28 protein-coding genes and 1 pseudogene are annotated in these 24,824 nt (G+C 64.0%); 5 read left to right on the top strand and 24 right to left on the bottom strand.

Annotated features, from left to right (window positions below; genetic code table 11):
- Window positions 1–117: 117 nt before the first annotated feature.
- Window positions 118–369, top strand: a complete 252-nt coding sequence (locus tag ACVCNR_RS11205) for a DUF6894 family protein (RefSeq protein ID WP_447074845.1) — start codon at window positions 118–120, stop codon at window positions 367–369.
- A 274-nt stretch (window positions 370–643) separates the two neighbouring features.
- On the opposite strand, the gene ACVCNR_RS11200 is transcribed toward ACVCNR_RS11205, so the two are convergent.
- The 4 genes from ACVCNR_RS11200 to ACVCNR_RS11185 all read right to left on the bottom strand — a co-directional run bounded on the left by ACVCNR_RS11200 (window position 644) and on the right by ACVCNR_RS11185 (window position 1,867).
- Entirely contained in the window at window positions 644–844 is a 201-nt protein-coding gene (locus ACVCNR_RS11200; RefSeq protein WP_447074844.1) for a hypothetical protein, read from the bottom strand.
- Complete coding sequence (locus ACVCNR_RS11195) at window positions 841–1,026, bottom strand: hypothetical protein (protein ID WP_447074842.1); 186 nt, start codon at window positions 1,024–1,026, stop codon at window positions 841–843. Before ACVCNR_RS11195 ends, ACVCNR_RS11200 begins: the two co-directional genes overlap by 4 nt.
- A 98-nt stretch (window positions 1,027–1,124) precedes the next feature.
- Window positions 1,125–1,319: a hypothetical protein gene (locus ACVCNR_RS11190; RefSeq protein ID WP_447075680.1), complete on the bottom strand. Its 195-nt coding sequence runs from the start codon at window positions 1,317–1,319 to the stop codon at window positions 1,125–1,127.
- On the bottom strand, window positions 1,316–1,867 hold the full coding sequence (locus ACVCNR_RS11185) for a hypothetical protein (protein WP_447074841.1): 552 nt from the start codon (window positions 1,865–1,867) through the stop codon (window positions 1,316–1,318). The genes ACVCNR_RS11190 and ACVCNR_RS11185 overlap by 4 nt, the downstream gene beginning before the upstream one ends.
- A gap of 342 nt (window positions 1,868–2,209) precedes the next feature.
- Between ACVCNR_RS11185 and ACVCNR_RS11180 the strand changes: the two genes are divergently transcribed.
- A complete protein-coding gene (locus tag ACVCNR_RS11180) occupies window positions 2,210–2,521 on the top strand; it encodes a hypothetical protein (RefSeq protein WP_447074840.1) in 312 nt (103 codons plus the stop codon).
- 95 nt (window positions 2,522–2,616) lie between these two features.
- Here the strand turns inward: ACVCNR_RS11180 and ACVCNR_RS11175 are convergent, their stop codons facing one another.
- The 4 genes from ACVCNR_RS11175 to ACVCNR_RS11160 form a co-directional block, all read right to left on the bottom strand.
- Window positions 2,617–2,859 carry a hypothetical protein gene (locus ACVCNR_RS11175; RefSeq protein WP_447074839.1) on the bottom strand — a complete coding sequence of 81 codons (243 nt, stop codon included), beginning with the start codon at window positions 2,857–2,859 and terminating at the stop codon, window positions 2,617–2,619.
- A gap of 2 nt (window positions 2,860–2,861) precedes the next feature.
- The gene (locus ACVCNR_RS11170; RefSeq protein WP_447074838.1) at window positions 2,862–3,095 is read right to left on the bottom strand and encodes a hypothetical protein; all 234 of its coding nucleotides are present in this window, start codon (window positions 3,093–3,095) and stop codon (window positions 2,862–2,864) included.
- Between the two features lie 61 nt (window positions 3,096–3,156).
- Window positions 3,157–3,339: a hypothetical protein gene (locus tag ACVCNR_RS11165; protein ID WP_447074837.1), complete on the bottom strand. Its 183-nt coding sequence runs from the start codon at window positions 3,337–3,339 to the stop codon at window positions 3,157–3,159.
- A gap of 13 nt (window positions 3,340–3,352) precedes the next feature.
- Complete coding sequence (locus tag ACVCNR_RS11160) at window positions 3,353–3,580, bottom strand: hypothetical protein (RefSeq protein ID WP_447074836.1); 228 nt, start codon at window positions 3,578–3,580, stop codon at window positions 3,353–3,355.
- A gap of 245 nt (window positions 3,581–3,825) precedes the next feature.
- Between ACVCNR_RS11160 and ACVCNR_RS11155 the strand changes: the two genes are divergently transcribed.
- Complete coding sequence (locus tag ACVCNR_RS11155) at window positions 3,826–4,512, top strand: antitoxin Xre/MbcA/ParS-like domain-containing protein (protein WP_447074835.1); 687 nt, start codon at window positions 3,826–3,828, stop codon at window positions 4,510–4,512.
- Between the two features lie 63 nt (window positions 4,513–4,575).
- On the opposite strand, the gene ACVCNR_RS11150 is transcribed toward ACVCNR_RS11155, so the two are convergent.
- The 9 genes and pseudogenes from ACVCNR_RS11150 to ACVCNR_RS11110 form a co-directional block, all read right to left on the bottom strand.
- On the bottom strand, window positions 4,576–5,682 hold the full coding sequence (locus ACVCNR_RS11150) for a porin (RefSeq protein ID WP_447074834.1): 1,107 nt from the start codon (window positions 5,680–5,682) through the stop codon (window positions 4,576–4,578).
- 561 nt (window positions 5,683–6,243) lie between these two features.
- Window positions 6,244–6,480, bottom strand: a pseudogene (locus ACVCNR_RS11145) (magnesium chelatase domain-containing protein); the annotation flags it as partial.
- 540 nt (window positions 6,481–7,020) lie between these two features.
- A complete protein-coding gene (gene proX / locus ACVCNR_RS11140) occupies window positions 7,021–8,055 on the bottom strand; it encodes a glycine betaine/L-proline ABC transporter substrate-binding protein ProX (protein ID WP_354194493.1) in 1,035 nt (344 codons plus the stop codon).
- 107 nt (window positions 8,056–8,162) lie between these two features.
- Complete coding sequence (locus tag ACVCNR_RS11135; protein WP_354194491.1) at window positions 8,163–9,068, bottom strand: ABC transporter permease; 906 nt, start codon at window positions 9,066–9,068, stop codon at window positions 8,163–8,165.
- Window positions 9,069–9,070: 2 nt separating this feature from the next.
- On the bottom strand, window positions 9,071–10,183 hold the full coding sequence (locus tag ACVCNR_RS11130; RefSeq protein WP_354194489.1) for a quaternary amine ABC transporter ATP-binding protein: 1,113 nt from the start codon (window positions 10,181–10,183) through the stop codon (window positions 9,071–9,073).
- 357 nt (window positions 10,184–10,540) lie between these two features.
- Window positions 10,541–11,491: a LysR substrate-binding domain-containing protein gene (locus tag ACVCNR_RS11125; protein WP_447074833.1), complete on the bottom strand. Its 951-nt coding sequence runs from the start codon at window positions 11,489–11,491 to the stop codon at window positions 10,541–10,543.
- 68 nt (window positions 11,492–11,559) lie between these two features.
- Window positions 11,560–14,022, bottom strand: coding sequence for an ATP-dependent helicase HrpB (gene hrpB / locus ACVCNR_RS11120; protein ID WP_447074832.1), 2,463 nt, complete (start codon window positions 14,020–14,022; stop codon window positions 11,560–11,562).
- 7 nt (window positions 14,023–14,029) lie between these two features.
- Complete coding sequence (locus tag ACVCNR_RS11115; RefSeq protein WP_447074831.1) at window positions 14,030–15,016, bottom strand: Gfo/Idh/MocA family protein; 987 nt, start codon at window positions 15,014–15,016, stop codon at window positions 14,030–14,032.
- 75 nt (window positions 15,017–15,091) lie between these two features.
- Window positions 15,092–15,982 carry a LysR family transcriptional regulator gene (locus ACVCNR_RS11110; RefSeq protein WP_447074830.1) on the bottom strand — a complete coding sequence of 297 codons (891 nt, stop codon included), beginning with the start codon at window positions 15,980–15,982 and terminating at the stop codon, window positions 15,092–15,094.
- A 96-nt stretch (window positions 15,983–16,078) separates the two neighbouring features.
- Between ACVCNR_RS11110 and ACVCNR_RS11105 the strand changes: the two genes are divergently transcribed.
- A complete protein-coding gene (locus tag ACVCNR_RS11105; protein ID WP_447074829.1) occupies window positions 16,079–17,074 on the top strand; it encodes an aldo/keto reductase in 996 nt (331 codons plus the stop codon).
- 57 nt (window positions 17,075–17,131) lie between these two features.
- On the opposite strand, the gene pheT is transcribed toward ACVCNR_RS11105, so the two are convergent.
- The 7 genes from pheT to infC form a co-directional block, all read right to left on the bottom strand.
- A complete protein-coding gene (gene pheT, locus ACVCNR_RS11100) occupies window positions 17,132–19,537 on the bottom strand; it encodes a phenylalanine--tRNA ligase subunit beta (RefSeq protein ID WP_447074827.1) in 2,406 nt (801 codons plus the stop codon).
- Window positions 19,538–19,559: 22 nt separating this feature from the next.
- Window positions 19,560–20,645, bottom strand: a complete 1,086-nt coding sequence (gene pheS, locus ACVCNR_RS11095; RefSeq protein WP_447074826.1) for a phenylalanine--tRNA ligase subunit alpha — start codon at window positions 20,643–20,645, stop codon at window positions 19,560–19,562.
- Entirely contained in the window at window positions 20,642–21,511 is an 870-nt protein-coding gene (locus tag ACVCNR_RS11090) for a BUD32 family EKC/KEOPS complex subunit (RefSeq protein WP_447074825.1), read from the bottom strand. The genes pheS and ACVCNR_RS11090 overlap by 4 nt, the downstream gene beginning before the upstream one ends.
- A 92-nt stretch (window positions 21,512–21,603) precedes the next feature.
- Window positions 21,604–22,005, bottom strand: coding sequence for a 50S ribosomal protein L20 (rplT, locus tag ACVCNR_RS11085; RefSeq protein ID WP_354194472.1), 402 nt, complete (start codon window positions 22,003–22,005; stop codon window positions 21,604–21,606).
- Window positions 22,006–22,036: 31 nt separating this feature from the next.
- Window positions 22,037–22,246 (bottom strand): 50S ribosomal protein L35, encoded by a 210-nt coding sequence (rpmI, locus tag ACVCNR_RS11080; RefSeq protein WP_354194470.1) that lies wholly within the window; start codon window positions 22,244–22,246, stop codon window positions 22,037–22,039.
- Between the two features lie 178 nt (window positions 22,247–22,424).
- Window positions 22,425–23,069 (bottom strand): methyltransferase family protein, encoded by a 645-nt coding sequence (locus ACVCNR_RS11075; RefSeq protein WP_354194468.1) that lies wholly within the window; start codon window positions 23,067–23,069, stop codon window positions 22,425–22,427.
- Between the two features lie 128 nt (window positions 23,070–23,197).
- The gene (infC, locus tag ACVCNR_RS11070) at window positions 23,198–23,734 is read right to left on the bottom strand and encodes a translation initiation factor IF-3 (RefSeq protein ID WP_354194761.1); all 537 of its coding nucleotides are present in this window, start codon (window positions 23,732–23,734) and stop codon (window positions 23,198–23,200) included.
- A 238-nt stretch (window positions 23,735–23,972) separates the two neighbouring features.
- Between infC and ACVCNR_RS11065 the strand changes: the two genes are divergently transcribed.
- Window positions 23,973–24,755 (top strand): alpha/beta hydrolase, encoded by a 783-nt coding sequence (locus ACVCNR_RS11065; RefSeq protein ID WP_447074824.1) that lies wholly within the window; start codon window positions 23,973–23,975, stop codon window positions 24,753–24,755.
- The last annotated feature ends 69 nt before the right edge of the window (window positions 24,756–24,824 follow it).

Below are 24,824 nucleotides of genomic sequence, written 5' to 3'. Positions count from 1 at the left end.
ACAGGGTCCTCATTCCACGAAAAATCACAACAGGCCCGTCATCCGAAAGGGTGGCGGGCTTTTGTTACACTTGCATGGCCGATATGCTTAAGGGGAGTTTGTCCCTGAGGATTACACATGCCGCTTTTCTCTTTCGTTTATCCGGATGATAAGGGTGGCGAGCGTGAAATTCTGGATATCGAATTCTCCAGTCCGGAAGCCGCTCGTGCCGAGGCATTGCGCTCAGCAAAGGACCTCTACGACGAGTCCGTCGAGAGGGGAGGGCAACCGTCAGGATGGGCGGTCAGGTTGCGCTATAAAGACGGAAAGCAGATCTGCGAGATATTGTTCGATGACGTGACGGAAATGGCTGTCGCCTCTCCGATCTGAGCTGTGATGGCCTCTATACTGGGCCAGCACCTTCATCTGTGGGATCAGGGTCGGCCTCATAGGCTTTGCGTAGGTGCGGGACTACGCGCTCGATGGCCTCCAGTGCCTCGGGAATGGACCATCCGGCATTGGTTGCTAAATCCAGCAACTCCCTAAGGGCAACATCCATTGCCTTTTGGCAATCGATGCTACGGTCAGGGTACATTCCCTCATGGTTTGGTCGGATGATCTTGTCCATGCCGCCAGCAACGGCGACGGCGGGAATTGGATCCCTCTATTGCCTGGTCATGCTGCCGATCAACGCCTCGCCGTCGCCTCGATGCAGGCCGCAGTACCATTTCGGCTTAATGTTCTTGTTCGGGCTATAGCCAAAACTACCCCATTTCAGGCAGTTCGGATGCTCGCACCGATGGTCATAAATCTCGGACGGATCTGCTGCTGCCTCATTGGACAGGCGGTTTGGGTCGTTGCTCATGACTCACCCTCTGTTGGGGTGACATCGTCCAGTGCCATCTCGGCATTGAGATAGCCATTGCTGATCAGCCAATCCCGAAGCACAAGGAGTGCGGCTTCCTCACCCGTTAGCCGATCCTGTAGCGCGAACCGATGAAGCGCTTGGTAGACGTCCGCAGGGATGTCGATTGTGATCTTGGGCATCAGATCAGGGTCCCCATCTTTTCCCGACATCTGACTTGATAGGAAATAGGCGGCCCAAATGAAGCTGAGCCGCCAATCGGATTCTAGTTTTCATTCTACTATATTTTTCGTCGAGCATTCTCCGCGATGATAAACCAACCCGGTGCCATGCCGCTCGTCCAAGTCACGTCGGCTTCGGCGTCGTGCTGTTCTTCCAGTGGTTCGGGTTCGAAATCAGGATCGCCGTCGATCTTGTCAAGGAGATCGATTAGTCGGTCGATGGCTCCTTCCAGGAGTTGCCGGTGGAAACTCATTGCTTTGTCCATTCGACAACCAGATTGCCTCCGAGGGCCTTTACTGCTCGTTCGATATGAGTATGCCCTACCCGCTGCCGTCCCGCAGCTTGCCGAAAAATCTTCCTGGTCCCCAAGGAGCGATCCAAATCGGCCAGGGACATGTTCAGTTCAAAGGCGCGCTGGCGAATTGAATGGACCAAGGCGTTTTCTGACGGCGCAGGCGGACGGCGGGCGGTGTGAATTTTGCAGTAGCTCAACCTCCCTCCTATTTGCTGGATTGAAAGACCTAGCTCCGCAGCGATCTCTTTTCGTTGAAAGCCTGCCGCCACAAGTTTCCGAAGCTTGTTGTCTTGAGCTGCAGTCCAGACGTGCCGGTTGCTTGTCAGGTTGCAGCGCCCTGCGAACGCACGGATGGCCGTATTGGAACGATGGGGAAGCCGTTCAGCAATCGCGCCCATGTCCGGCCAATACGAGACGACGACCTCATGCTCTTTCAGCGTCCAGTCGTTGCTACGCCGAATAACCCGGTGAACTCGAACGGAAGCATTTCCAATTGTACCATGCATGGCGCATGTCTCCTGTTGGAATTGGCCCACCCATGCGCGATGGTGCTCCTCGAAAACCAGGAAGACGACACCTGACGTTACGTCATGCCCCGGTTCCACAGGCTTCACGAGGATTGTTGGGGAGGAAGCTTTTTTGATTTCAGGTGCCGGGCAACCTTAAAGAGGGTTCTTAAACGTGAGCTCCGTGCCGATTTTCGCCGGCGCGCGCTGGTGGAAACCGTCGCAAATCTACCGCGAGAGTTGCTGAGCAGCGGCAGAGTTTCCTGAACAGTGCGTTCAGAGCCCATTCATCGGAGGCCTCCTAGGGTTCGGGCATTCCCAGCGCTACAGGAGGAGGGTGTTATGAGGGTGAAGATTTCTGTTCTGGCGGCAGTCTTGTCCGTCCTGCCAATAGCAAGCGCGTCCGCTGCGTGCATGAGCAATATCAACGGCGGAACGACCATGAACGAGGGCGATTGCTACAGGCATAGCAACGGCCAGACTGTCGGGTGTCATGGCGGACAGCTCGGCGTTGTCGGCGGCACGACAAACAAGTGCAAAGCGTGGATCAAGGTTGAGCGTTTGTCCGCCAGTGGCATGGGCAGCACCGCGCACGATGCGAACCGGGCGAGCAAGGGAAGCATGTTCTCTTCAAACCCTACTTTGCAAAATTAGTTCGATGTGAAGCTGGCCGGTGTGGGAAACGCCGGCCAGAAGGCACAAAGGGGGAGTTTTATATCTCTAGGGGGCAGGAGCGAGAAAAATCGGGCCTATTTTCGCGGGAGGCTCGGAAGATCACGGATGCGCTTGACTTCTTCCTTCACCCTATCGGTAGCCCTATCGACGCTGTGAGCCATGGCAGATCGAGGGCGCGCATAATCCTTCGGCGTGCCGAGGTCTAGTTCATATTGGTCCCCCGAAGCCTTCGCCGTTGGGAAAAGCTTGAGCGCGTAGACAATGGCCAGTGCGCCGAGGGCGGGGGTAAGGAAAGCGATGATCTGCCAGAAGTTCATGGTCATAGCTCCGAGAGCTGTTCGACTGCCTTCAAATGTAGGACGAAACTGGCCACAAAGCAAAGGCAAGCCACAAAAGACGCCAAAGGCAACGACTGGTTCGTCGGCCCCTCATGCAAAGTGAGCGCAATGATTGGCGAAAGTGCGCCGGCTGTGAACGTGCCAATAGCTAGGCCGTTGATGTAATTGGCGCGAAGTTTGATCTGCTCGCGCTGGGCTTCGGTAATCTCTGCCATATTTCGGAATCAATCCCCTCGCAGGGACCATAGCCGAGTCTCATTCGGCTTCTCAACCTGATTAAGCGCTCCCCGCCGTCTCGGTATCCTCATCAATCTCTAGGGATTTGAGATACCCTTGGCCTATCAGCCAGTCCCGCAGGGCTGTGGCAGCCGCGTCTTCCGGCGTGGCGATATCAAACTGCGCCATAAATCGACGCAGGGCGACTTGTTCGGCGTGCAGCAGAGTGAGGGTGACCTTCATGCACTGTCTCCCGTCAGTGCGGCATGAACCGCTTGCCTTTCAGGCTCTTTGGGCGCTCGGCCTCGATTTCCTCATGGAACTGGGCCATGGCCTTCAGCCATATCTTGGTTTTGAGCGGAACCGGCTCGACGCCCTCCAGCCAAGCAAGTACCAGGCTGATATCGCATTCCAGCGCGTCGGCCAGTGTGTCTGGCGTCCAGCGGATAATTCGCAGGCAGGCGGATAGCTCGGCAGGCGTCATCTTCCCCTCTCACGGCCATCCAAGCATCTTTGTCGGGGGCTCTCAATACTCATAAGCCCAAACTCTATTCAATGGCTCGTAATACGATGTGAGACCAAACCGATAGCTCCGGGATCCTCTTGAGGCATAGAAGACTCCAGCGATTTTTGGGGTGTTGGTTATGCGGCCGTAAGTGCGAAACCTTCAGTATTGACGAAGTCGTAAAGATTGTCAGTCTGGCACAAAACTGTGTAGGGATTGGAAAAGTGGCAACGAGGCGGAAGCTATCTCGCGACATCTACAGGTCGCGCCTGGCCAAGCGAGAAGAACTTGAAGCGAAGATCGCCAAGCTGATTGGCGAATTGCTGAAAGAGCATGATCCAACATTGCATTTACCAGGGCTTCGAACGGCTTCGGAAGTTGCCGCAATGATTGCGGCCCAGATCGCTGTCCAGCCACAATCGGTACAAAGGTCCATGGCCGCTCTGGAGGATCACCTCACGGAGCTAGCGACTGACTTCGTCGCTAACGTGGTAGAGGCCGCGCAAAGCAACCTCGAACACGGCATCAAGCGCTTCTATGCCGCGGGACCTGCCAACCCAGATGGCCTGCAATTACCTGATGACTGGGCAGGCCCCGTTGCGGGCCCCACCCTGATCGAGAAGTATTTCGGGGTGAACCGCTCCACCCTACACCGGTGGCATAGGCGGGGTGAATGCGTGGCGCTCAATGCCAAGACCAGCAAGAAGCCGGTGTTTCCGCTTAAACAGTTTCTCGATGGCCGCCCGGTCGATGGGCTGGCACAGGTCATCACTGTTTTCGGTGACCAACGCGCGGCTTGGCAATGGCTTATCGCGCCGAACACGGAACTGGATGATGAAACCCCGATTGATCTGCTGATCGAGGGAGAGCAGGATCGCGTGATTGAGCTGGCGCGTAGCTTTCAATCCTGACTTTTAAAGAAAGAACCCGGCAGTTGCCTGCCGGGTTCTTCTGTTCAGACGGTAGAACCGATCTTAGAACGAACGCTGGAAGCGGAGGTAACCACCCCAACCATCGTCGCCGTCGTAGTCAACATAGGTGACTTCGGGACGGATGTTGAAGCCCGGGACGAGCTGGTAGTTGACGCCAACGGCAGCGCCGAAGTTGTCACCATCGTCATAGGCAAGCTGAAGGTCCAGCGAAGCCTTCTCGTTGACGCGGTACTGAGCACCACCCCAAACAGCCCAATCGCCTTCCCAAACAGCGTAGTAGTTGAGCTCGTTGCCGTCGCCAATGCCACCCATGACCCACAGGGTCAGAGCGTCGTTGACATTGACGTCGAGGCGGACCTTACCAGCGACTTCACCATAGTTGGAGTCGTAGCCGATCACACCCGAGATCTTGCCCCAGCCCTGCGTGAACGAGGCACCAGCCACGACATGCGGAACGTAGGAGTCGATGGTGTAAAGAACGCCCGAACCTTCTTCCACGCCGATCGTGGCCGAGAAGCCGTTGCCGGCATCGAAGGTGTAGGCGATCAGGTGGGTCTTGCCCGGGGTGTAGTTGACACCGATGTCGTCGTTGATGACGGTGCCGGCCGAGTCGGTCAGAGTCTCGAACAGCGAGTCAGTGTAGGCGATGGTCAGACCACCGAGCTGGATGATGGCGTGCTCAAGAGCCCAAGAGGACTCAGTGCTCGACCAAGGGCCAACCAAATCCGGATCAGCCACGGTTCCGAAGTTGTAGGTGCCGGAAACCGAATCACGCTGGTAATACGTAGCGATATAACCACGCAGGGTGCCGTACTCGGTCTCCGAACGAGCGTCGAAGGTGAGCTGGGCGCGCATGCGCTTGAAGTAGGTGTCGTTGATGTCAGCAGCAACACCGTTGAAATAGTCCTCCTTATCGAGGGACTTCAGACCGTGGTTGTCACCAATGCCGATGTCGTAGCGCAGGTAGCCGCCGACCTTGAGGCAGGTCTCGGTGCCCGGGATGTAGAAGTAGCCAGCGCCGTAGACGTCGCAGATGCGGACGTATTCAGCGGGTTCCGGCTCGGCGACGACGATCGCGTCGGCTGCGCGAGCACCGGATACTGCGACCAGGGCCGCAGCGGAGCCGAGGAGAAGGCTCTTGATGTTCATTTATGCTCTCCAGTTCAAAACTGAATGGTTTCCTAGGTGCCCGAAGGCCGTGGGTGAAAAGATCGTGCGAGTCGCCCCTCTTTCCGGCTCGATTGATTTCCCACCGAGACGATTCATTCAAGCCGATTCCGCCTCTGGAAGCCTCTGACCACCGCCATTCGGAGGATCGTGTTGCAATTTTGACACGATTGAGGCACCCGCCTTAAGAATGTGGTAAGGATTGGGGCCTTTGCCCCACTGGACCAGACGCCAGGGCTATGCTTGTTTATGGCCCTCGATCTCCAGTCGAGAAGAGGCCTCGTCCCGGGTGCATTCTCTGCTACCCAGATGAGGCCTCTGCTATTCTGATACAGAAAACATCGCCCGGTCCATCGGCCGGACCTATCAGCAGACCTACCACATGCTCGCCAAGGGGCTCATCCCAGGCCGCCGTGTCGGCGAGCGGTGGGTGGTCGACCGACGCAACCTGATCGACTTCTTTCGCTCTTGTGGTGAGCATTCGGTGAGTTCTCCACACGAAGACGTCTCATCTGATTGAAATCTAATTGCAATTCCAGACAAATGGCTGCCTTCCTTGGGCAGGTCGGCCGGCGCCAGATTGATCGTCACCCGTTTGGCCGGCATCGACAGGCCCGAGGCATGGAGGGCCGCCTGCACACGCTCACGGCTTTCGGCCACCGCCTTGTCCGGCAGGCCGACGATGGACATGCCGACCTTGCCGGGCGCCACCATCACCTGCACGTCGACAGGCACGGCCTCGATGCCCTGAAAGGCGACTGTGCGCACGCGCGAAACCATATTCCCGCCCCTTCGGACCCGGAAAGCATGGCCATGAGCCGTACTCCGGATCCCGTTCCCCTGCCTGCTGCCAATCACCAAGCGATTGGCCGGCTCACCGCCTGCGATCGTCCCCACACCGGACGGTTGCAGAAGAGAAGCACGAATTGCCGCCCTCTTCAAGAACATTAAGGGAACAAAATCGTGGTAAAAGTGCATTCTGGTTGTACCGGATTGAAAAAAGAGAACGCCTGTTCCGGTGGGGAGGCGTCAAGTCTGCCTGCCGGGTGCGGAAGGTTGTTGCCCGGACAACAAATTCCGCTTTTCCGAAGCCGGCTCATCGCGCCGCCGGATGCGGGAGAAATGCATCTTGATACCCCTTCGAGGAACATCGCGGGAACAGACTTGCGTAAAAATTGCAATCCGGTTGCAGCCGATTGAGAAATGAGAACGCCTGTTCCGCCAAGCGGCCATGTGCAAAAAAGCCGGCGGAATGTACCGCCGGCTTTTGCAACGATGAGGGGGCCGACTCCGCAGAGCAGCCCTGATCGCGATCTCCGCTTACTGGGCGGCGGCCTTGGCGGCCTCGATCCAGCCGTCGAAGGTCTGCTGGTTGGCCTTGATCCATTCGTCGGCCTGACGCTCCAGATCGGCAGGCTTGTCCGCACCCTGATACATCTGGGCGTTCTGGGCGAAGATGTCCTCCAGCGGGATGCTCATCTCCTCGAACAGCTTCCTGGCGGCCGGGTTCTTCTCCAGGAACTCGTCATTGGCGACGACCTGGATGTCGTTGGCCGGCCAGCCCATCTGGCAGGGGTTGCTGGCGCAGCCCTTCACGTCGGGAATGGAGGTCTGCGACTCCATTTCCTTCTGGTCTTCCGGCAGCGACGGCTTCGACACTTCGAGCCACACCACGTCCTCGTCCGGCTTCAGCATGCCGACCGTCCAGTTCGGGGTCCAGGTGTAGAAGAAGATCGGCTTGCCCTGCTCGTAGCGGCTGATGGCATCGGCCATGGAGGCGGAATAGGCGGCCTTGATCGGCTCGACCGTGTCGCCCAGCCCGTAGGCTTCCATCTGGTGGGTGATGGTCAGTTCGCAGCCCCAGCCCGGCGGGCAGGCGACCAGATCGGCCTTGCCGTCGCCATTGTCGTCGAAAAGCTTGGCGACCTCGGGCTTCTTGAAGTCGTCGACGGTGCGGATGTTGTGCTCCTCGGCCGTCTTCTTGTCGATCAGATAGCCCTGCAACGCGCCGCCCTTGGCGACATAGCCGACAGTGCTGGCCTTGCCCTTGATCTCGTCCAGATAGGTGTTGTGCAGCGGGAACCAGCCGCTGGCCCAGAAGTCCATGTCACCCTGACCGAGCGCCTGGTAGAAGGGCGGATTGTCGAGCGCCGTCGGACCCTGGACCGTATAGCCCAGCGCTTCCATCGCCTTCTTGTAAACCTGGGCCTGGAACCACTCGGTGTCCCAGGTGGGCTGGCCCATGCGCACGGTCGTGCCTTCGCCCGGCAGCGATTGCGCAGCCAGCGGCGAGACGCTGAGCGTCAGTGCCGTCAGTGCCGCGCCGATACCGTAAAGAATCCTGTTTCCGGCCATTTCATGTTTCTCCCTGTTCTGGCGTTGGGTGAATTGGGACTTGGTCGTCCGTCGATATGTCTTGCGAGTTCTCCATGCATTGCTAAAGGGCATGCGGCGGGAGGCCGTCAGCCTCCCCTGCCTTTGCCCTCGTTTCCGGTTTCGCCCAGCGCCTGCGTCACCCGGTCGAGGATGATCGCCATCAGCACGATGCCGAGGCCACCGACGCTGGCATAGCCGACATCGAGCCGGCCGAGGCCGGTGTTGACGATGAGGCCGAGGCCGCCGGCGCCGATCAGCGCGCCGATCACGGCCATGGACAGCGCCAGCATCAGCGTCTGGTTGACGCCGGTCATGATGGTGCGCAGCGCCAGCGGAAGCTGGATCTCCCACAGGATCTGGCGCGAGGTCGAGCCGAAGGCGCGGCCGGCCTCCACCAGTTCCTCCTGCACCTGGCGGATGCCGAGATTGGTGAGGCGCACCAGCGGCGGCAGCGCGAAGATGATGGTGGCGATGACGGCCGGCACCATGCCGACGCCGAACAGCATGACGATCGGCACCAGATAGACGAAGGACGGGATGGTCTGCATCACGTCCAGGATCGGCCGGATGATGGCCGCGGCCCTGTCGCTGCGCGCCGCCAGAATGCCGGCCGGAATGCCGACGATGATGCAGAACACCACGGCGGTGATAATCATGGCCAGCGTGACCATGGTCTCGCGCCATATGCCGATCCATTCGAGCAGCAGCAGCGACACAAGCGTAAAGAGGGCCACGCCCCTGCCCGCCGCGCGCCAGGCGCCCAGCACGACCAGAACCAGCAACACGGCAAAGGGGATGGCGAGCAGCAGCGCCTGGAGGTTGTCCATGAGCATCTGGATCGGCATCTGCACGAGGCGGAAGAAGGGCCGCAGCATCGGCACCAGCCAATCCTTGACCACCATCTGGATCCAGTCGTCGAGCGGCAGTTCCCCGTAGCGGGACGGGCGGGCGAAGTCGGTGGCGGCGCGAAGCGTGTTCATCGTGTCGGACATGGTCACTGCCTCCCCTGCCTGGATGGATCCTGCTCGGCCTGGTCGCCGGCGAGCACCGAGGCGATGTCGGCCGCATCGACCCGGCCTTCGGGCCGGCCCTCGGCGCCCAGCACCACGATCGGGCCGCCTTCGGACGCGAGGCTGAAGGCCTCATGCAAGGGGCGGCTGCCCTCGATGGTGACGGCGCCCTTCTCGACCAGTTCCTGCAGCGCGGCAGGATCGTCGGTGCTGCGGATCGCCGTGCGCACCGGCAGCACCCGGCCGCGGTCGATGTCGCGGGTGAAGGCGGCGACATAGTCGTCGGCCGGGTTGAGCACGATCTCGGCCGGCCTGCCGACCTGCGCCAGGCGGCCGTCCTTCATCACCGCGACATGGTCGCCGAGCGTCAGCGCCTCGTTGAGGTCATGGGTGATGAAGATGATGGTGGTGCGGTAGCGGCGCTGTAATTCCATCAGCTCGCCCTGCATGTCGCGCCGGATCAGCGGATCGAGCGCGCTGAACGGCTCGTCCATGAGCAGGATCTCGGGATCGAGCGCCAGCGCCCGGGCAAGGCCGACGCGCTGCTGCATGCCGCCGCTGAGGTTGGAGGGGTAACGGTCCCCCCAGCCGGCAAGGCCGACATTCTCCAGCGCCTTCAGCGCCTTCTCGCGCCGCTCGGCCTTGGCCATGCCGCGCATCTTGAGCCCGTATTCGACATTCTCGGCCACGGTGCGGTGCGGCAGCAGCGCGAAATGCTGGAACACCATGGTGATCTTGCCGAGCCGCAATTCGCGCAGGCGATCCTCGGAGACGTTGACGATGTCCTCGCCGTCGATCTCGATGGAGCCGACGGACGGATCGTGCAGCCGGTTGAGGCAGCGCACCAGCGTGGACTTGCCCGAGCCGGACAGGCCCATGACCACGAAGATCTCGCCGGCCTCGACCGAGAAGGAGACGTTGTTGATGGCGAGCACCGCGCCGGTGCGCTTGAGAATGTCGCCCTTGGAAACGCCCTGGCGCGCCAGTTCGAGCGCTTCGCCGGCATTGGTGCCGAAGGCCTTGCTGACGCCGCGCACCTCGATGCGTCTGGCCGATTGCGAACTGGTCGGAGGTTCCGGGGTTTGCGTTCCGTGCATCAAGGGCGGCCTCCCGGTGAAACGGGAGCGATTGCCGGGGCGCCGGTGGTGGCGCATTCATATGCCGGAGTGCGGAAAGTGAAGATTTCGGCGCGGTTCCCATCCGGGAAGATGTGGAAGGCGCCGGGCGTTGCCTGGCAGTCGGCTTTCCCACGAGCGGAAAAGCCTGATTTCGATACTGGGATGACTCGTCTCCTCATCGTTCCTGCCCCCAATGCTCGTCCCGGGTTCCCAGCCGGTCGGCTTTCTATTTTGAGGGTCATGATTTCAAGCTTACCCCAGGGTTGTAAACCCCAAGGCCCCGAATGATAGGCATTACACCATGTAATGCAACCCGTAATGAAAGAAACCGGGACCCTAGGCCTCGGAGAAGGCCGCAACGGCTTTCGGCTGGACGATGTCCGGCTGGGCGCGCTCCGCACGGATCCAGCGCAGGAAGGCATCCACCTGCGGCTTGACCGGCTGGCCGTTGCGCAGCACCACGAAGTAGGATTCGCGCGTGCGCAGCGACTCGGCGGAGACGCGCACCAGCCGGTTCTGCAACAGAAGATCGTGGACCAGCCTGTGCCAGCCGAGCGCGATGCCTTCGCCGCGCATCGCGGCATGGATGGCGTCGGTGTAGAAGCTGCAGCTCAACGTCACATTGCGGGGCGCGGCACCGTGGCCGAAGGCGTTGAGCCAGCGGTCCCAGCCGATCCAGCTCGGATCGGGAGAATCGCTGACGATCAGGCTGTGGCGGGTGAGATCGGCCACACAGTCGGGCGAGCCGTGGGCGGCCAGATAGTCGGGGCTGCACACCGGGAAAACATCGTCATTGAACAATATGATCGCCCGCCCGTCGGGCCAGTTGCCCTCGCCGTAGCGGATGGCGATGTCGACGTCCTCGCGCAGCAGGTTCACATTGGCGTCCTGGCTGATCACCTTCAGCCGGATCTCGGGGTGCCGGCGGCGGAAGTCGGAAATCTTCGGCAGCAGCCAGAAATGCGAGAAGGCCACCGACGCCGAGATGACCAGTTCGCCGGCGCTGGTTTCGGCGGTCAGAGACTGCACGGTGCGGGTGATGGTGCCCAGCGCCTCGGACATGGATTTCGACAAGGTCTGGCCGCGCTCGGTCAGTTCGATCGAGCGGTGCAGGCGGCGGAAAAGCTGGAAGCCCAGGTTCTGCTCCAAAGCCTGCACCTGACGGCTCACCGCCGCCTGGGTGATGCCGAGTTCGGCCGCGGCGCGGGTGAAGCTCAACTGCCGCGCGGCGGCTTCGAACACCACCAGCGACGTCATCGAGGGAAGCTGACGGCGAAAACCAGACATGAGCCTGCCTTATGCTTGAAACCGCATGATGGTCCGGAAGCCGGCATCCGGCAAGCCTCCTGTCGCGCTCACGTGCCCCTCGGCTTGGCGCGGCTGGTGGCCTCAGCCAGCAGCGGGTTCTCCGGCCAGACATGCTTGGGATAGCGCCCGCGCATGTCGGAGCGAACATCGGCCCACGAGCCCCGCCAGAAGCCGGGCAGGTCGCGGGTCGTCTGGATCGGCCGGTGCGCAGGCGACAGCAGCTCCAGCGTCAGCGGCACGGTGCCGCCGGCGATGGCGGGATGCACGCCGAGGCCGAACAATTCCTGCACGCGAATGGCCAGAACCGGCTGCTCGCCATCATAGCGGATCGGCACGCGACTGCCCGACGGCGCGTCGAAATGGGTGGGGGCCAGCGCATCGACGCGCCGCTGCAAATCATGCGGCACCAATGCGGTGAGGCCGTCTGCAAGCGCACCGCCGCCGATGGAGGAAAGCGAGGCCGCGCCGTTCAGGAAGGGCAAAAGCCATTCCTCCAGCCGGGCAACGAGCGCCTCGTCCGCCATGTCCGGCCAGGGCTCGCCCAGCCCCTTGCGCAGCCAGGACAGGCGCTGGCGCAGCGTCGTCGCTTGCCTGTCCCATGGCAGGATGGAGAGCCCGTGGGCGCGCACGGCATCGAGCACGGCTTCATTCGCCTCGTCACCCTTTGGGGCGGGCAGCATGCGCTCGGAAAGCACGATGGCACCGAGCCGGCTCTGCTCGCGCACCCGCACGCTGCGGCGCTCCAGATCGAACAGCGTCTCGCGGCGGCTTTCGATGTCGTGGCCGAGCAAGGCGCGGATATCGTCCTCGCCGACGGCGGCCGCTGCGGTGATGCGCGCGTTCTGCGCCTTGCCCTGCAAGTCCGCGACGACGAGGAAAGGCTCTCCGGCCAGCGGGTCGGACGCATCGAGCATGGCGCCCGAGCCATTGGCGAGGACGAAGCGCCCGCGCTCGCCGCGCGCCTTGGCGACGCGATCCGGCCATGCATGCAGCAGCAGGGCGCCGGGGGTGAAAGGGTCCCCGCTCCTGGAACCCTTGCCGGCGCTGCGCGCCAGCCGCTCGGCCAATTGCCGCGCCGCATTGGCGCGCGGCGAGCGTTCGCCGGCAAGGCGCATCAGCCGCCGCTCCAGATCGACGCTGTCGCCGCCCAGTCCGCGCTCGGTCAGGAGCACGGCGAGCACGGCGGCATCCCGCTCATCGCCGCTTCGGGCCGCCTCGGCCACCATATGCGCAAGCCGCACCGGCAGGGCGAGGCGGCGCATCGCCTGTCCGGCTTCGGTGAGGCGGCCGTCCGCATCGACGGCGCCCAGCGTGCGCAGCAGGTTGCGGGCCTCGTTGAGCGCCGGGCCGGGAGGCGGATCGAGGAAGGCGAGGCTGGCGGGATCGGCAACGCCGAAGGCCGCACAATCAAGCACCAGCCCTGACAGATCGGCGGCGAGGATTTCCGGCGGCGTGAAGGCGGGCAGCGCTGCCGTCTGCTCGGCCCGCCACAGGCGGATCGCCACGCCGGGTTCGGTGCGGCCGGCGCGGCCGGCGCGCTGGTCGGCGGAGGCGCGCGACACCCGCACCGTCTCCAGCCGCGTCAGCCCGCTGGCCGGCTCGTAGTGCGGCAGCCGCGCCAGCCCGCTGTCGATGACGACGCGCACGCCGTCGATGGTGATCGATGTCTCGGCGAGGGCGGTGGCCAGCACCACCTTGCGCCGGCCGGGCGGCGGCGGGCGGATGGCGGCGTCCTGCGCCTTGGCGTCCATCATGCCGTAAAGGGGCACGATATCGGTATCGACCCCGACGCCTTCCAGCCGTTCGGCGGTGCGCTCGATCTCGCGCTGGCCGGGCAGGAAGGCGAGCACGCTGCCGGTCTCCTCGGCAAGGGCCGCGCGAGTGGCGGCGGCCATGGCGTCCTCGACCGGGGTGCCGGCGGGGCGCTCCTGATAACGGATGTCTATCGGGAACGACCGGCCCTCGCTCTCGATCACCGGCGCGCCGTCCAGCAGTTTTGCCACGCGCGCGCCGTCCAGCGTCGCCGACATGACCAGCAGCCGCAGATCGGGACGCAGCGCACCCTGCACGTCGAGCGCCAGCGCGAGACCGAAATCGCCATCCAGCGAGCGTTCGTGGAACTCGTCGAAGATCACCGCCCTGACGCCCGGCAGTTCGGGATCGTCGAGGATCATGCGTGCCAGCACGCCCTCGGTGACGACAAGGATGCGGGTGCGCTCCGACACGCGCTTTTCCATGCGCATGGCATACCCGACCACACCACCCGGCTCCTCGCCGAGCAGGGACGCCATGCGCCTCGCGGCGGCGCGCGCGGCCAGCCGGCGTGGCTCCAGAAGCACGATGGTGCCACTGTTATGCCAGCCGGCCTCGAGCAGGGCCAGCGGCACCAGCGTCGTCTTGCCGGCACCCGGAGGCGCGACCAGCACCGCCTTGTTGCCCTTGTCGAGCGCTGCGGCGAGATCGGCCAGAACGGCGGTGACCGGAAGCTCCGGCAGCGGAACTTTGCTCATCAAGGGATCAGACCGGCTCCCAGCCGTCATGCGTGCCGGCCCGGAAGATGGCGTCGATGACCTTCTGGTTCGCCACCGAGTCCTCCAGCGTGAAGACACGGTCCCTGCCGCCGGCGGCCGCGCGGACGAAAGCCTCGACCTGCAGGCGATATTGCTGCGCGCCGGGAAAGCGGAACAGCTGCGCCGCATCGTGGTCCTGGTTGTGCAGCGTCACCCGCTGGTCGTCATAGAGCCCGGCGTTGAAGGGGGAGGCAATTTCTATGAAGCCCTTGTCGCCGTGGAACACCATGATCTGGCGGGCGGCCATCTGCGTCGAGAGATAGAAGGACAGTTCGAAACCGCCGAAATCGGCGCGCACCGAGGAATAGATGTCGGTGCCGAACGTCTCGTCGCGCTCGATGGTCGCCTGCACCCGCACAGGCTTGCCGCCCGTCGCAAAGCGCGTCGTCACGACCGGATAGACGCCGATGTCCGGCAGCGCGCCGCCGCCGAGATCGAGCTGGTTGCGCATGTTGTGCGGATCGTCATTGAAGTAGGAAAAGGCGCCCTGCACATGGCGCAGCCGGCCGACGGCCCCTTCCGCGATCAGCGCGCGCACCTTGAGCCATTGCGGATGGTGAACGACCATGAAGGCCTCGCTGACCAGCACCTTGTGCCGATCGCGCAGCGCGATCAGCGGGGCGATGTCGGCGGCCTTCAGCGCCAGCGGCTTTTCCACCAGCACATGCTTGCCGGCCTCGATGGCCTTCGCCGCCCATTCGACATGCTGCGAGGTCGGCAGGGGAATGTAGACGCCATCCACCTCCGCAGAGGCCAGCAACTCCTCATAGGAGCCGAAGGCGTGCGGGGCATTCCACCGGTCCGCCAGTTGCCGGGCGCGGGCCGGGTCGCGGCTGGCGATGGCTGCCACCACGCCGTTTTCCGAAGCGGCGATGGCCGGCAGCAGATGGTCGCGGGCGATCTTCGCCGTCGAAAGGATACCCCAGCGGAACATGCTACTGCCTCCAGAATTGCCGGCCCGGATTTGCCCCAAAGAGGCAAGAAAGCCAAGCGGTCGCCACAACAGGTTTTAGTCGCGCCAGCGAAAGAAATCCACGAAGGCGCGAAGCGCCGGGCGCATCTGCTTGCGGCTGGGATAGTAGACGAAGAACCCGTCAAAGGGCGGGCACCAGTCTTCCAGCAGGCGCACCAGCCGGCCCTCGGCCAATGGCTGGCGCACATAATCCTCGAAGAGGAAAGCAATGCCGGCGCCGTCGAGCGCGGCCTGCACGATCCCCCTGTCCTCGCCGAGGATCAGCGGGCCGTCCACGTCCATGACGACCTCCTCGCCGGCCTTTTCGAACTCCCAGCGATAGATGACGCCGCTGGAAAAGCGGAAGCGGATGCAGCGGTGGCCGGCAAGGTCGCGCGGATGACACGGCAGCGCCCTGCTCTCGATATAGGAGGGAGCCGCCACGACCGCACTGCGCAGTTGCGGCCCGATGCGCACGGCGATCATGTCGCGTTGCAGGCTTTCGCCAAGCCGCACGCCGGCATCGAAGCCGCCTTCCACGACATCGGTGAAGCGGTCCTCGTTGACGATCTCGAGCCTGATATCCGGATAGGCGGCCGCGAAGGCGCCAAGGCGCGGCGCCAGCGCAAGCTCGGCGGCGGTGCGCGGAACGTTCAGGCGCAGGTTTCCCGCCGGCCGGTCACGCGCTTCCACCGCCTGCGTCAGCGCAAGGTCGATCTCCGACAGCGCCGGCCGCAGCCGCTCCAGCAGGACCGCCCCCTCCTCGGTAAGCGCGACGCTGCGCGTCGTGCGCGCCAGAAGCCGTACGCCCAGCCGCGCCTCCAGCGCCGAAACGGCATGGCTGACGGCCGACGGGGCAATGCCCAGTTCCCGTGCGGCGGCCCGGAAGCTGCCGTTCCGGGCGACCGCCGCGAAGACCGGGAGATGGGAAAGCTCATGACGCGACATTAATCTAAAATACAGAACAGCCAGTGCTCAAACAAACGGATTATCGAACGGCGGCCTTGCTCCTATCTCTGCCGCATCCCACAAAGGAGCTTGCAGATGCAACCACGCAAACTTGGAACGGAACTCACCGTCAATCCCGTCGGCCTCGGCTGCATGGGCATGAGCTTCGCCTATGGCGGGCAAGAGGAAAAGGAGTCCATCGCCACATTGCACCGGGCCGTCGAGATCGGCGTCGATTTCTTCGACACGGCCGAGGTCTACGGCCCGTTCGAGAACGAACGCCTCGTCGGCAAGGCGTTGAAGGGCGTGCGCGACAAGGTCACCATCGCCACCAAGTTCGGCTTCAGGATCAGCGATGAAGGCACCGGGGCCGAGCGCATGGTGGGCGTGGACAGCCGCCCCGAGCACGTCAAGGCGGTGGCGGAAGCGTCGCTGAAGCGCCTCGGCATCGACGTCATCGATCTTTACTATCAGCACCGCGTCGATCCCTCGGTGCCGATCGAGGACACGGTGGGCGCGATGGCCGATCTGGTGCGGGAGGGCAAGGTGCGCGCGCTCGGCCTTTCGGAGGTGAGCGCGCAGACCTTGCGGCGCGCCCATGCCGTTCACCCGATTGCCGCCGTGCAGAGCGAATATTCGCTGTGGAGCCGCGAGCCGGAAGACGAGATCTTCACTGCCTGCCGGGAACTCGGCATCGGCTTCGTGCCGTACAGCCCGCTTGGGCGCGGCCTGCTCACCGGCACGATCCGCAAGGCGGAAGTCCTCGGCGAAGATGACTGGCGCCGCACCCTGCCGCGTTTCCAGGCACAGGCGATGGAAGCGAATTCGAGACTGGTGGCGCTGCTGGAACAGATGGCAGAGGGCAGGGGCGTGACGCCGGCGCAGTTGGCGCTTGCCTGGGTCCTGCACCAGGGCGATTTCATCGTGCCGATCCCCGGCGCGCGCCGCATCGCCCACCTCGAACAGAATGTCGCGGCAGCGGAGATACGGCTGAGCGACACCGAGGTCGCCAATATCGGCGACGCACTTTCGCCCGAAAAGGTGGCCGGCAAGCGCTACACCGAAGAAGCGCTCGCGCTCACCAACGGCTGAAACGATTGCGGGCAGGCGGAGCGATCCGCCTGCCCGCTTCTTCGTTCTCCAGGCAGATCAGGCCCGCAGCGCGCCGCCGGTCTGCTTCTTCACATTCTCGACGATGCGGCCGGCCAGCGCTTCGAAATCCTCGTCCGTGAGGGTCTTCTCGACCGGCTGGATAGTGACTTCGATGGCGATGGATTTCTTGCCCTCGCCAAGCGCCGCGCCCTCGAAAATGTCGAACACGCCGACATCGGTGACCAGCTTCTTGTCGGCGGCCAACGCCGCCTTCACCAGCGCGCCGGCCTCCACCATCCTGTCGACGACAAAGGCGAAGTCGCGCTTCACCGCCTGGAACGCGGACAGCTCGAGCTTCGGCTTGGTGCGTGTCGGCTTGGCCTTGGGCTCGGGGATGGCGTCCACGAACACCTCGAAGCCGGCGAGCGGCCCGCTGGCGTCGAGCGCCTCCAGCGTCTTCGGATGGAACTCGCCGAAATGGCCGAGCACCACCTTGGGGCCGAGCTTGATGAAACCCGAGCGGCCCGGATGATACCAGCCGGGGGCGGCGGCTTCGATCTGCAAGCGGTCCACCGGTGCGCCGCAGGCTTCCAGAACGGCGATGGCATCGGCCTTGGCGTCGTAGACGCCGACGGGGGCGGCGTTGCCGTTCCAGTGGCGGCCGGAGCCGTCCAGCTTCGCCGTGCCGCGACGGATGCCGGCGGCGACGCGGCGCTGCTTTTCGGGCGTGTCGCCCTCATAGGTGCCGGACACCTCGAACAGGGCGACGTCGCCCATGCCGCGATCCGCGTTGCGCTGGGCGGCGGCGATCAGGCCGGGCAGCAGCGACGGGCGCATGTCGGACATATCCGATGCGATCGGATTGGCGAGCTTCAGCGCCTCCTGCCCGCCGCCGAACAGTTCGGCGTGCCTTGCCGGGATGAACGACCAGGTGACCGCCTCCAGCATGCCGCGCACGGCCAGCGCGCGGCGGGCGAAGCGGCTGCGGATCTGCAAGGTGGTGAGGATCTTGCCGTTGACCGCATCATGGCTGGACAGCGGGCGCGGCACGATCTCGTCGACGCCGTGGATGCGCATCACCTCCTCCACCAGATCGGCCTTGCCGTCGACATCCGGCCGCCAGGACGGCACCTCGACATCAACCACGTCGCCAGTGCCGAGCGGCCTGAAGCCAAGCCGGGTGAGGATCGACAGGCTCTCGTCCCCCGGCACGTCGAGGCCGGTGAGCCGCTTCACTTCCGACAGCGGGAAGGAGACGATTTTCGGCGTGTGGCCGGCATAGCCGACGACCTGCGTCTCGGTCGGCTCGCCGCCGCACAGGTCCAGCACCATGCGGGTGGCCAGTTCCAGCCCCGGCACCATGAATTCGGGATCGACCCCGCGCTCGAAGCGATAGCGGGCATCGGTGATGATGCCGAGCGTGCGGCCCGTGCGGGCGACGTTCAAGGCATTCCAGAGCGCCGATTCGATCAGCACGTCGGTGGTGTTCTCGTCGCAGCCGGAATGCTCGCCACCCATGATGCCGGCGATGGATTCGACACCATTGTCGTCGGCGATGACGCACATGTCCGCCGTCAGCTCGTATTCGCGCCCGTCCAGCGCCAGCACCTTGTCGCCCTCGCGGCCATGGCGCACGGTGATATTGCCGGCGACCTTGGCGGCGTCGAAAACATGCAGCGGCCGGCCACGGTCGAAGGTGACGTAGTTGGTGATGTCGACCAGCGCGTTGATCGGCCGCAGGCCGATGGCCAGCAGCCGCTGCTGCATCCACTTCGGCGAGGGGCCGTTCTTCACCCCGCGCACGAGGCGCAGCGCGAAGCCGGGACACAGGTCGGGCGCCTCGATGGTCAGCTTCACCGGGCATTCGCCCTTGCCGGCGACGGGTTCGACCGGAGCCTCCCTGAGCTTGCCGAGGCCGGAGGCGGCGAGATCGCGGGCGATGCCGTGGACGCTCGTCGCGTCGGGACGATTGGGGGTCAGGTTGATCTCGATGACCGGATCGTCCAGCCCCGCCCAGCTCGCATAGGCGGTGCCGACCGGCGCATCGGCCGGCAGGTCGATGATGCCGTCATGCTCGTCGGAAAGCTGCAATTCGCGTTCCGAGCACATCATGCCGTGGCTCTCGACGCCGCGGATCTTGCCGACCGAGAGCGTCACGTCGATGCCGGGCACATAGGTGCCGGGCGCGGCGAAGGCGCCGACCAGGCCGGCCCGCGCATTGGGCGCGCCGCACACGACCTGAACGGGCGCGCCCGATCCGGTATCCACCGACAGAACGCGCAGCTTGTCGGCGTCGGGGTGCTTTTCGGCGGTGAGGACTTTCGCGATGACGAAGGGCTTGAGGGCGGCCTTGTCATCGACATTTTCGATCTCGAGCCCGATGGCGGTCAGCCGCTCGACGATCTCGTCGAGCGTGGCTTCGGTTTCGAGGTGGTCTTTCAGCCAGGAGAGGGTGAACTTCATTTTTCTGTCCCTTGCCGCTCGATCAGTTGCTCAGTCCGCCGAACAGGGTCGGCATGTCGAGCGGGCGGAAGCCGTAATGCTGCAGCCAGCGCACATCGGCGTCGAAGAAGGCGCGCAGGTCCGGCATGCCGTATTTCAGCATGGCGATGCGGTCGATGCCCATGCCCCAGGCGAAGCCCTGATACTCGTCCGGATCGAGCCCACCGGCGCGCAGCACATTGGGGTGGACCATGCCGCAGCCGAGGATTTCCATCCAGTCGCTGCCCTCGCCGAAGCGCACCTCGCCCGGCCGCGAGCGGTCGCACTGGATGTCCACTTCCAGCGACGGCTCGGTGAAGGGGAAGAAGCTCGGGCGGAAGCGCATCTTCACCTGCGGCACCTCGAAGAAGGCCTTGCAGAACTCCTCCAGCACCCACTTCATGTTGGCGACATTGGCGGTCTTGTCGATGACCAGCCCCTCGACCTGATGGAACATGGGCGAGTGGGTGGCATCCGAATCCTGACGGTAGGTCTTGCCGGGGATGACGATGCGGATCGGCGGCTTCTGGGCCTCCATGGTGCGGATCTGCACCGGCGAGGTGTGGGTGCGCAGCACCTTGCGCTCGCCCTTCTCGTCCGGCTGGAAGAAGAAGGTGTCGTGCATCTCGCGCGCCGGGTGGCCTTCGGGGAAGTTCAGCGCGGTGAAATTGTAGTAGTCGGTCTCGATGTCCGGCCCTTCCGCGATGGCGAAGCCGAGGTCGCCGAAGATGGCGGCGATCTCGTCGATCACCTGGCTGATCGGATGGATGCGGCCGCGCTCGGCCGGCGAGGCGCGCACGGGCAGCGTCACGTCGACCTTCTCGGCCTCCAGCCGCGCCGCGATGGCCACGTCGCGCAGTTCGGCGCGGCGCGCGGAGAGGGACTCGGTGACGCGGTTCTTGAGGCCGTTGATCGCCGGGCCCTTCACCTGCCGCTCCTCCGGGCTCATCGCGCCCAGCGTCTTCAGCAGTTCCGAGACCGAGCCCTTCTTGCCCAGCGCCGAGACGCGAACCGCTTCCAATGCGGCTTCGTCGCCGGCGCCGGCAATCGCATCCGACAGCGTTCGTTCGAGTTGGTCGATATCCGTCATGATTGTCCTCTTGGCCGCTCGCGGCCGGTGGCTTGAAGGGAAGACGCGGGTGCCGCGGCGGCATCGAGCGCGCTTTTCAGGAAAGACGTGGCCTGCACAGCATAGAGCGCGTCCTTGCCGAGCAGGCTTTCGGGCAGCAGCCGCAGCGGCGCCATCCAGCGGTGGAAGAAGCCGACGAGCTGCGCCAGCGCCGGCACCACGGCGGCGGGCGCGGCGGCGCGCCAGGCGGAAAAGGCGCGCATCTGCGCGCCCGGCAGGGCGGCGCGCGACGATATTTGCAGGAACAGCAGCCACAGGTCGCGGGCCTGCGCCATCGGCAGCGGCATGACTGCCTCGGGCTCCTCCTCGAAGTCGAGGAAGCCGACGCGGCCCTGTGCCAGGAACATGTCGCGTGGGTGCGGCCTGCCGTGGCACAGCCCGGCGCGATGCGCCTCGCCCAGCCCCTGCGCAAGCCTGACGAGCAAGTCGTCATGGGCGGCGGCATCCATGGAGCGCAGTTCGCCGAGGCGCTTCTGGGCGCTTTCGCCCACATCGGACAGGATCAGCACGGCCTTGTCCGCAAGCATGAGATCGGCGACCGGGAAGCCGGCGGCGCGGAAGCGGTCCATCTTGCGCCGCTCGCGCTCCAGCCCGGATTGCCCCCCCGCGCGCGCCGACGAGCGCAGGAAGACCGGAAGCAGCGGCGAGACCAGCGCATGCAGCACCTTGCCGAAGGGCATGCGCTCGACATCGTAGCGCTTGATCCAGAGGCGCCGGCCCTCGACCTCGACGCACGCCACGCGCAGATGCGCATGCGCCGCGACAAGGCCCGGCAGGCTTGCCAGACCTTCGGCGGAGAGCGCCCCTGTGTTGTCTTTTGCGTGCATGCTCATCGCATTCCATAAGAAAACCCGCGCCAGCCCTGCCAGCGCGGGTTTCCCAAATCGTGTTGTTGCAGAAGCTTCGGGAAAACGCTGGCTTAAGCTACAGCGCTCTCAAAAGCGTTCGGCGTGGTGTCCTTGAGGTATTCCAGCGCGGTCTTCGACTTCGCCACCAGCGCGGCGAAAGCCTGCGGCTCATGAATGGCCATGTCCGACAGAACCTTGCGGTCGATCTCGATGCCGGCCTTGTTGAGGCCGTCGATGAAACGGCCGTAGGTCAGGCCGTGCTCGCGCACCGCGGCGTTGATGCGCTGGATCCACAGGGCGCGGAAATTGCGCTTGCGGTTCTTGCGGTCGCGATAGGCGTACTGCAGCGACTTCTCGACCGCCTGCTTGGCGATGCGGATGGTGTTCTTGCGACGGCCGTAGAAACCGGAAGCGGCCTTCAGGACCTTCTTGTGCTTGGCGTGGGCGGTAACGCCCCTTTTTACACGTGCCATGTCATGATCTCCTTAAATCGTTCCAACCGGCTCAGAGGCCGCCGCCGTTCGGCAGAAAATTCTTGATGACCTTCTTGGCATCCGGCTCGGCGAGAACCATGGTGCCGCGGGCATCGCGGATGAACTTGTTGGTACGCTTGATCATGCCGTGGCGCTTGCCGGCGGCAGCCGAAAGCACCTTGCCGGTGCCGGTGATCTTGAACCGCTTCTTGGCGGACGATTTGGTCTTCATCTTGGGCATTTTGCTTGTCCTTTTCTGAATGCCTCACAATCGAGGCTAGGCGTTCCAGGCCGACCAAAGCCTGGAAAGCATAAGAAACCGCCACGGCATGCCCTGCCGGGCGGCTTTCCTGAACGGCGGGTCTATACGGCAAAGCGGGCGCAAGCGCAACACCTTGCCTGCGCGACGAAACCGCCCCTTACGGCACGGTGAACAGCACCGGCAGGATGCCGGCCATCTGGGCGCCGTCGATGGATTCGAAAACCGGCATGGCCAGCAGGAACACCAGCCCGTCGAGCAGCGTGGTCTTGAGCAGGCGCGGCTGGAACGAACCGGTGTCGCCCTCGTCATAGAGCGACAGGTCGGGAATGAAGCGCGGGACGCGGGCGAGATAGGCCTCGTAGGGCGCACCCAGCACCTCCTTCAGGAAGCGTTCCTCGCGCAGAATCACAAAATGGAAGGCGAAGGCGCACAAAAGCGCGAAGCCGAACATGGCGGTCAGCGAGCCCATCTGCGCGCCGACACCGGCGGCGGCCAGAGTCGAGAACACATAGAGCGGGTTGCGGGTGATCGAATAGGGGCCGCCGGTCACCACCTCGGCCGACTTGCGGCCGCCGATATAGAGCGTCGACCACAGCCGCCCGACGATGCCGAGGAAGATCAGCAATATGCCGAACATCTCGATGGTTTCGTGGACGACGGATTCGGGCGGATAGATGGACTGGCCGACCAGCAGCAGGGCGCACAACAGCACGACCAGGACCGCGAGGATGCGGCGGCGGGCGCGCTGGTAACCGCTCAGGTTCGGCCTTTCGGCCTGCTGCTTGACGATGCCTTCGCCCATGACCTCACCCCGGATCGCGCTTCCTCGATCGCATGAACACACGACCTTGAGGCAGGAAAGAGGCGCCCTCCCCCTGATCCGGCCTCGGGCCGGCGGGGGAGAGAAAGCGGCGCGCCCGCGGGTGACGTTCAGCGCGGCGCCAGCACCATCATCATCTGGCGGCCTTCGAGCTTGGGCTCGGCCTCGACCTTGGCGATGGTCGCGGTCTCCTCGCGCACCTTGTTGAGGAGCTGCATGCCAAGTTCCATATGCGCCATCTCGCGGCCGCGGAAGCGAAGCGTGACCTTGACCTTGTCGCCGTCCTCGAAGAACCGGCGCGCCGCGCGCATCTTCACCTCGTAATCGTGGTCGTCGATGTTCGGGCGCATCTTGATCTCCTTGATCTCGATGACCTTCTGATTCTTGCGGGCTTCCGCCGCCTTCTTCTGGGTGGCGTATTTCAGCTTGCCGAGGTCGAGGATCTTGACGACCGGCGGATTGGCATTGGGGGAAATCTCGACGAGGTCCAGCCCGACCTCTTCGGCCAGCATGAGGGCTTCGCTGGTGGCAAGTTCGCCGCGGTTGTTGCCGTCGGCATCGATAAGCTGGACGCGGGGGACCCTGATGTCCCGGTTAGCGCGCGGCCCTTCCTTGACGGGCGCTGCTGCTTTGAAAGGTCTGCGAATGGTCGTATTCTCCTCGAACTGTTGATCTGCGCATACGGACGCGCCTATGTGGGGAGCGCGTGCGCGGTGTCAATAGCACAGCGAACAGCAAAAATCACCATACTCCATTGCAAGTGCCTGCATCGGAATTGCATCTGTCGGCATGGGACGAAGAAATCGCGGGAAGGTTTCCCGGACCGCCGATCGCTGGCGGCGCGGGCCGGCCGGAGGAACAAGGGCAAGCGGAAGGAAGCCTGTCATGATCGCATCGCAAGTCGAATTCCTGGATGTCGACGGCACATCCATCGCCGTGCGCCGTCAGGAGGGCGATGTGCCCGGCGTGGTCTGGCTGGGCGGATACAAGTCCGACATGCTGGGCACCAAGGCCGAGGCGCTGGCCGAGTGGGCCGCCGGACAGGGCCGGGCCTTCGTGCGCCACGACTATTCCGGCCATGGCGAATCCGGCGGCGCGTTCGAGGACGGCACGATCTCGAAATGGCTGCGCGAGAGCCTCGCGGTGTTCGCCCGCTACACCCGCGGCCCGCAGGTTCTGGTCGGCTCGTCAATGGGCGGCTGGGTCGCGCTGCGCATGGTGCAGGAACTGCTCAAGGCCGGCGAGAGCCGCGTCAGGGGACTGGTGCTGATCGCGCCGGCGCCAGACTTCACCGCCGTGCTGGTGGAGCCGGCCATGACCGGCGACCAGCGCCGCGACCTGACCGAGCAGGGCTACTTCCAGATACCGTCCGACTATGCGGACGAGCCCTATATCTACACGCGCGCGCTGATCGAGGACGGCCGCGACAACCTCATGATGGGCGGCCCGATCGACACCCACTGCCCGGTCCATATCCTGCAGGGCATGCTGGACGATTCCGTGCCGCACGGCCATGCGCTCAAGCTGGTCAGCCTGCTGCCGGCGGATGACGTGACGCTGTCGCTCGTGCCCGACGGCGACCACCGCCTGTCGCGGCCGCAGGACATCGAGCTTCTGATCGGGGCGGTGCGCGAGATGACGGCCCGCGCCAGCCAGCCGGAGGCATAGGCAGGCAGGCGCATTTCCACCACCTGCCCGACCCGCGAAAAAAGACAACGGCATCAACCGCATATACGG

This window comes from Aquamicrobium terrae (genome assembly GCF_052978165.1).
Note: the sequence above shows the minus strand (reverse complement) of the source record. Positions and strands in the feature narration are given on the sequence as shown.

What these genes read in the sequence shown, in the direction of transcription:
- rpmI (WP_354194470.1), bottom strand. Translation starts at nt 22,246, where the DNA reads ATGCCCAAGATGAAGACCAAATCGTCCGCCAAGAAGCGGTTCAAGATC.
- ACVCNR_RS11110 (WP_447074830.1), bottom strand. Translation starts at nt 15,982, where the DNA reads ATGTCGCGTCATGAGCTTTCCCATCTCCCGGTCTTCGCGGCGGTCGCC.
- ACVCNR_RS11205 (WP_447074845.1), top strand. Translation starts at nt 118, where the DNA reads ATGCCGCTTTTCTCTTTCGTTTATCCGGATGATAAGGGTGGCGAGCGT.
- ACVCNR_RS11175 (WP_447074839.1), bottom strand. Translation starts at nt 2,859, where the DNA reads ATGAACTTCTGGCAGATCATCGCTTTCCTTACCCCCGCCCTCGGCGCA.
- ACVCNR_RS11170 (WP_447074838.1), bottom strand. Translation starts at nt 3,095, where the DNA reads ATGGCAGAGATTACCGAAGCCCAGCGCGAGCAGATCAAACTTCGCGCC.
- ACVCNR_RS11105 (WP_447074829.1), top strand. Translation starts at nt 16,079, where the DNA reads ATGCAACCACGCAAACTTGGAACGGAACTCACCGTCAATCCCGTCGGC.
- pheS (WP_447074826.1), bottom strand. Translation starts at nt 20,645, where the DNA reads ATGACGGATATCGACCAACTCGAACGAACGCTGTCGGATGCGATTGCC.
- ACVCNR_RS11090 (WP_447074825.1), bottom strand. Translation starts at nt 21,511, where the DNA reads ATGCACGCAAAAGACAACACAGGGGCGCTCTCCGCCGAAGGTCTGGCA.
- ACVCNR_RS11190 (WP_447075680.1), bottom strand. Translation starts at nt 1,319, where the DNA reads ATGAGTTTCCACCGGCAACTCCTGGAAGGAGCCATCGACCGACTAATC.
- ACVCNR_RS11185 (WP_447074841.1), bottom strand. Translation starts at nt 1,867, where the DNA reads ATGCATGGTACAATTGGAAATGCTTCCGTTCGAGTTCACCGGGTTATT.
- ACVCNR_RS11165 (WP_447074837.1), bottom strand. Translation starts at nt 3,339, where the DNA reads ATGAAGGTCACCCTCACTCTGCTGCACGCCGAACAAGTCGCCCTGCGT.
- ACVCNR_RS11135 (WP_354194491.1), bottom strand. Translation starts at nt 9,068, where the DNA reads ATGTCCGACACGATGAACACGCTTCGCGCCGCCACCGACTTCGCCCGC.
- hrpB (WP_447074832.1), bottom strand. Translation starts at nt 14,022, where the DNA reads ATGAGCAAAGTTCCGCTGCCGGAGCTTCCGGTCACCGCCGTTCTGGCC.
- ACVCNR_RS11065 (WP_447074824.1), top strand. Translation starts at nt 23,973, where the DNA reads ATGATCGCATCGCAAGTCGAATTCCTGGATGTCGACGGCACATCCATC.
- ACVCNR_RS11160 (WP_447074836.1), bottom strand. Translation starts at nt 3,580, where the DNA reads ATGACGCCTGCCGAGCTATCCGCCTGCCTGCGAATTATCCGCTGGACG.
- ACVCNR_RS11115 (WP_447074831.1), bottom strand. Translation starts at nt 15,016, where the DNA reads ATGTTCCGCTGGGGTATCCTTTCGACGGCGAAGATCGCCCGCGACCAT.
- ACVCNR_RS11125 (WP_447074833.1), bottom strand. Translation starts at nt 11,491, where the DNA reads ATGTCTGGTTTTCGCCGTCAGCTTCCCTCGATGACGTCGCTGGTGGTG.
- ACVCNR_RS11075 (WP_354194468.1), bottom strand. Translation starts at nt 23,069, where the DNA reads ATGGGCGAAGGCATCGTCAAGCAGCAGGCCGAAAGGCCGAACCTGAGC.
- ACVCNR_RS11200 (WP_447074844.1), bottom strand. Translation starts at nt 844, where the DNA reads ATGAGCAACGACCCAAACCGCCTGTCCAATGAGGCAGCAGCAGATCCG.
- proX (WP_354194493.1), bottom strand. Translation starts at nt 8,055, where the DNA reads ATGGCCGGAAACAGGATTCTTTACGGTATCGGCGCGGCACTGACGGCA.
- ACVCNR_RS11150 (WP_447074834.1), bottom strand. Translation starts at nt 5,682, where the DNA reads ATGAACATCAAGAGCCTTCTCCTCGGCTCCGCTGCGGCCCTGGTCGCA.
- ACVCNR_RS11195 (WP_447074842.1), bottom strand. Translation starts at nt 1,026, where the DNA reads ATGCCCAAGATCACAATCGACATCCCTGCGGACGTCTACCAAGCGCTT.
- rplT (WP_354194472.1), bottom strand. Translation starts at nt 22,005, where the DNA reads ATGGCACGTGTAAAAAGGGGCGTTACCGCCCACGCCAAGCACAAGAAG.
- pheT (WP_447074827.1), bottom strand. Translation starts at nt 19,537, where the DNA reads ATGAAGTTCACCCTCTCCTGGCTGAAAGACCACCTCGAAACCGAAGCC.
- ACVCNR_RS11180 (WP_447074840.1), top strand. Translation starts at nt 2,210, where the DNA reads ATGAGGGTGAAGATTTCTGTTCTGGCGGCAGTCTTGTCCGTCCTGCCA.
- ACVCNR_RS11130 (WP_354194489.1), bottom strand. Translation starts at nt 10,183, where the DNA reads ATGCACGGAACGCAAACCCCGGAACCTCCGACCAGTTCGCAATCGGCC.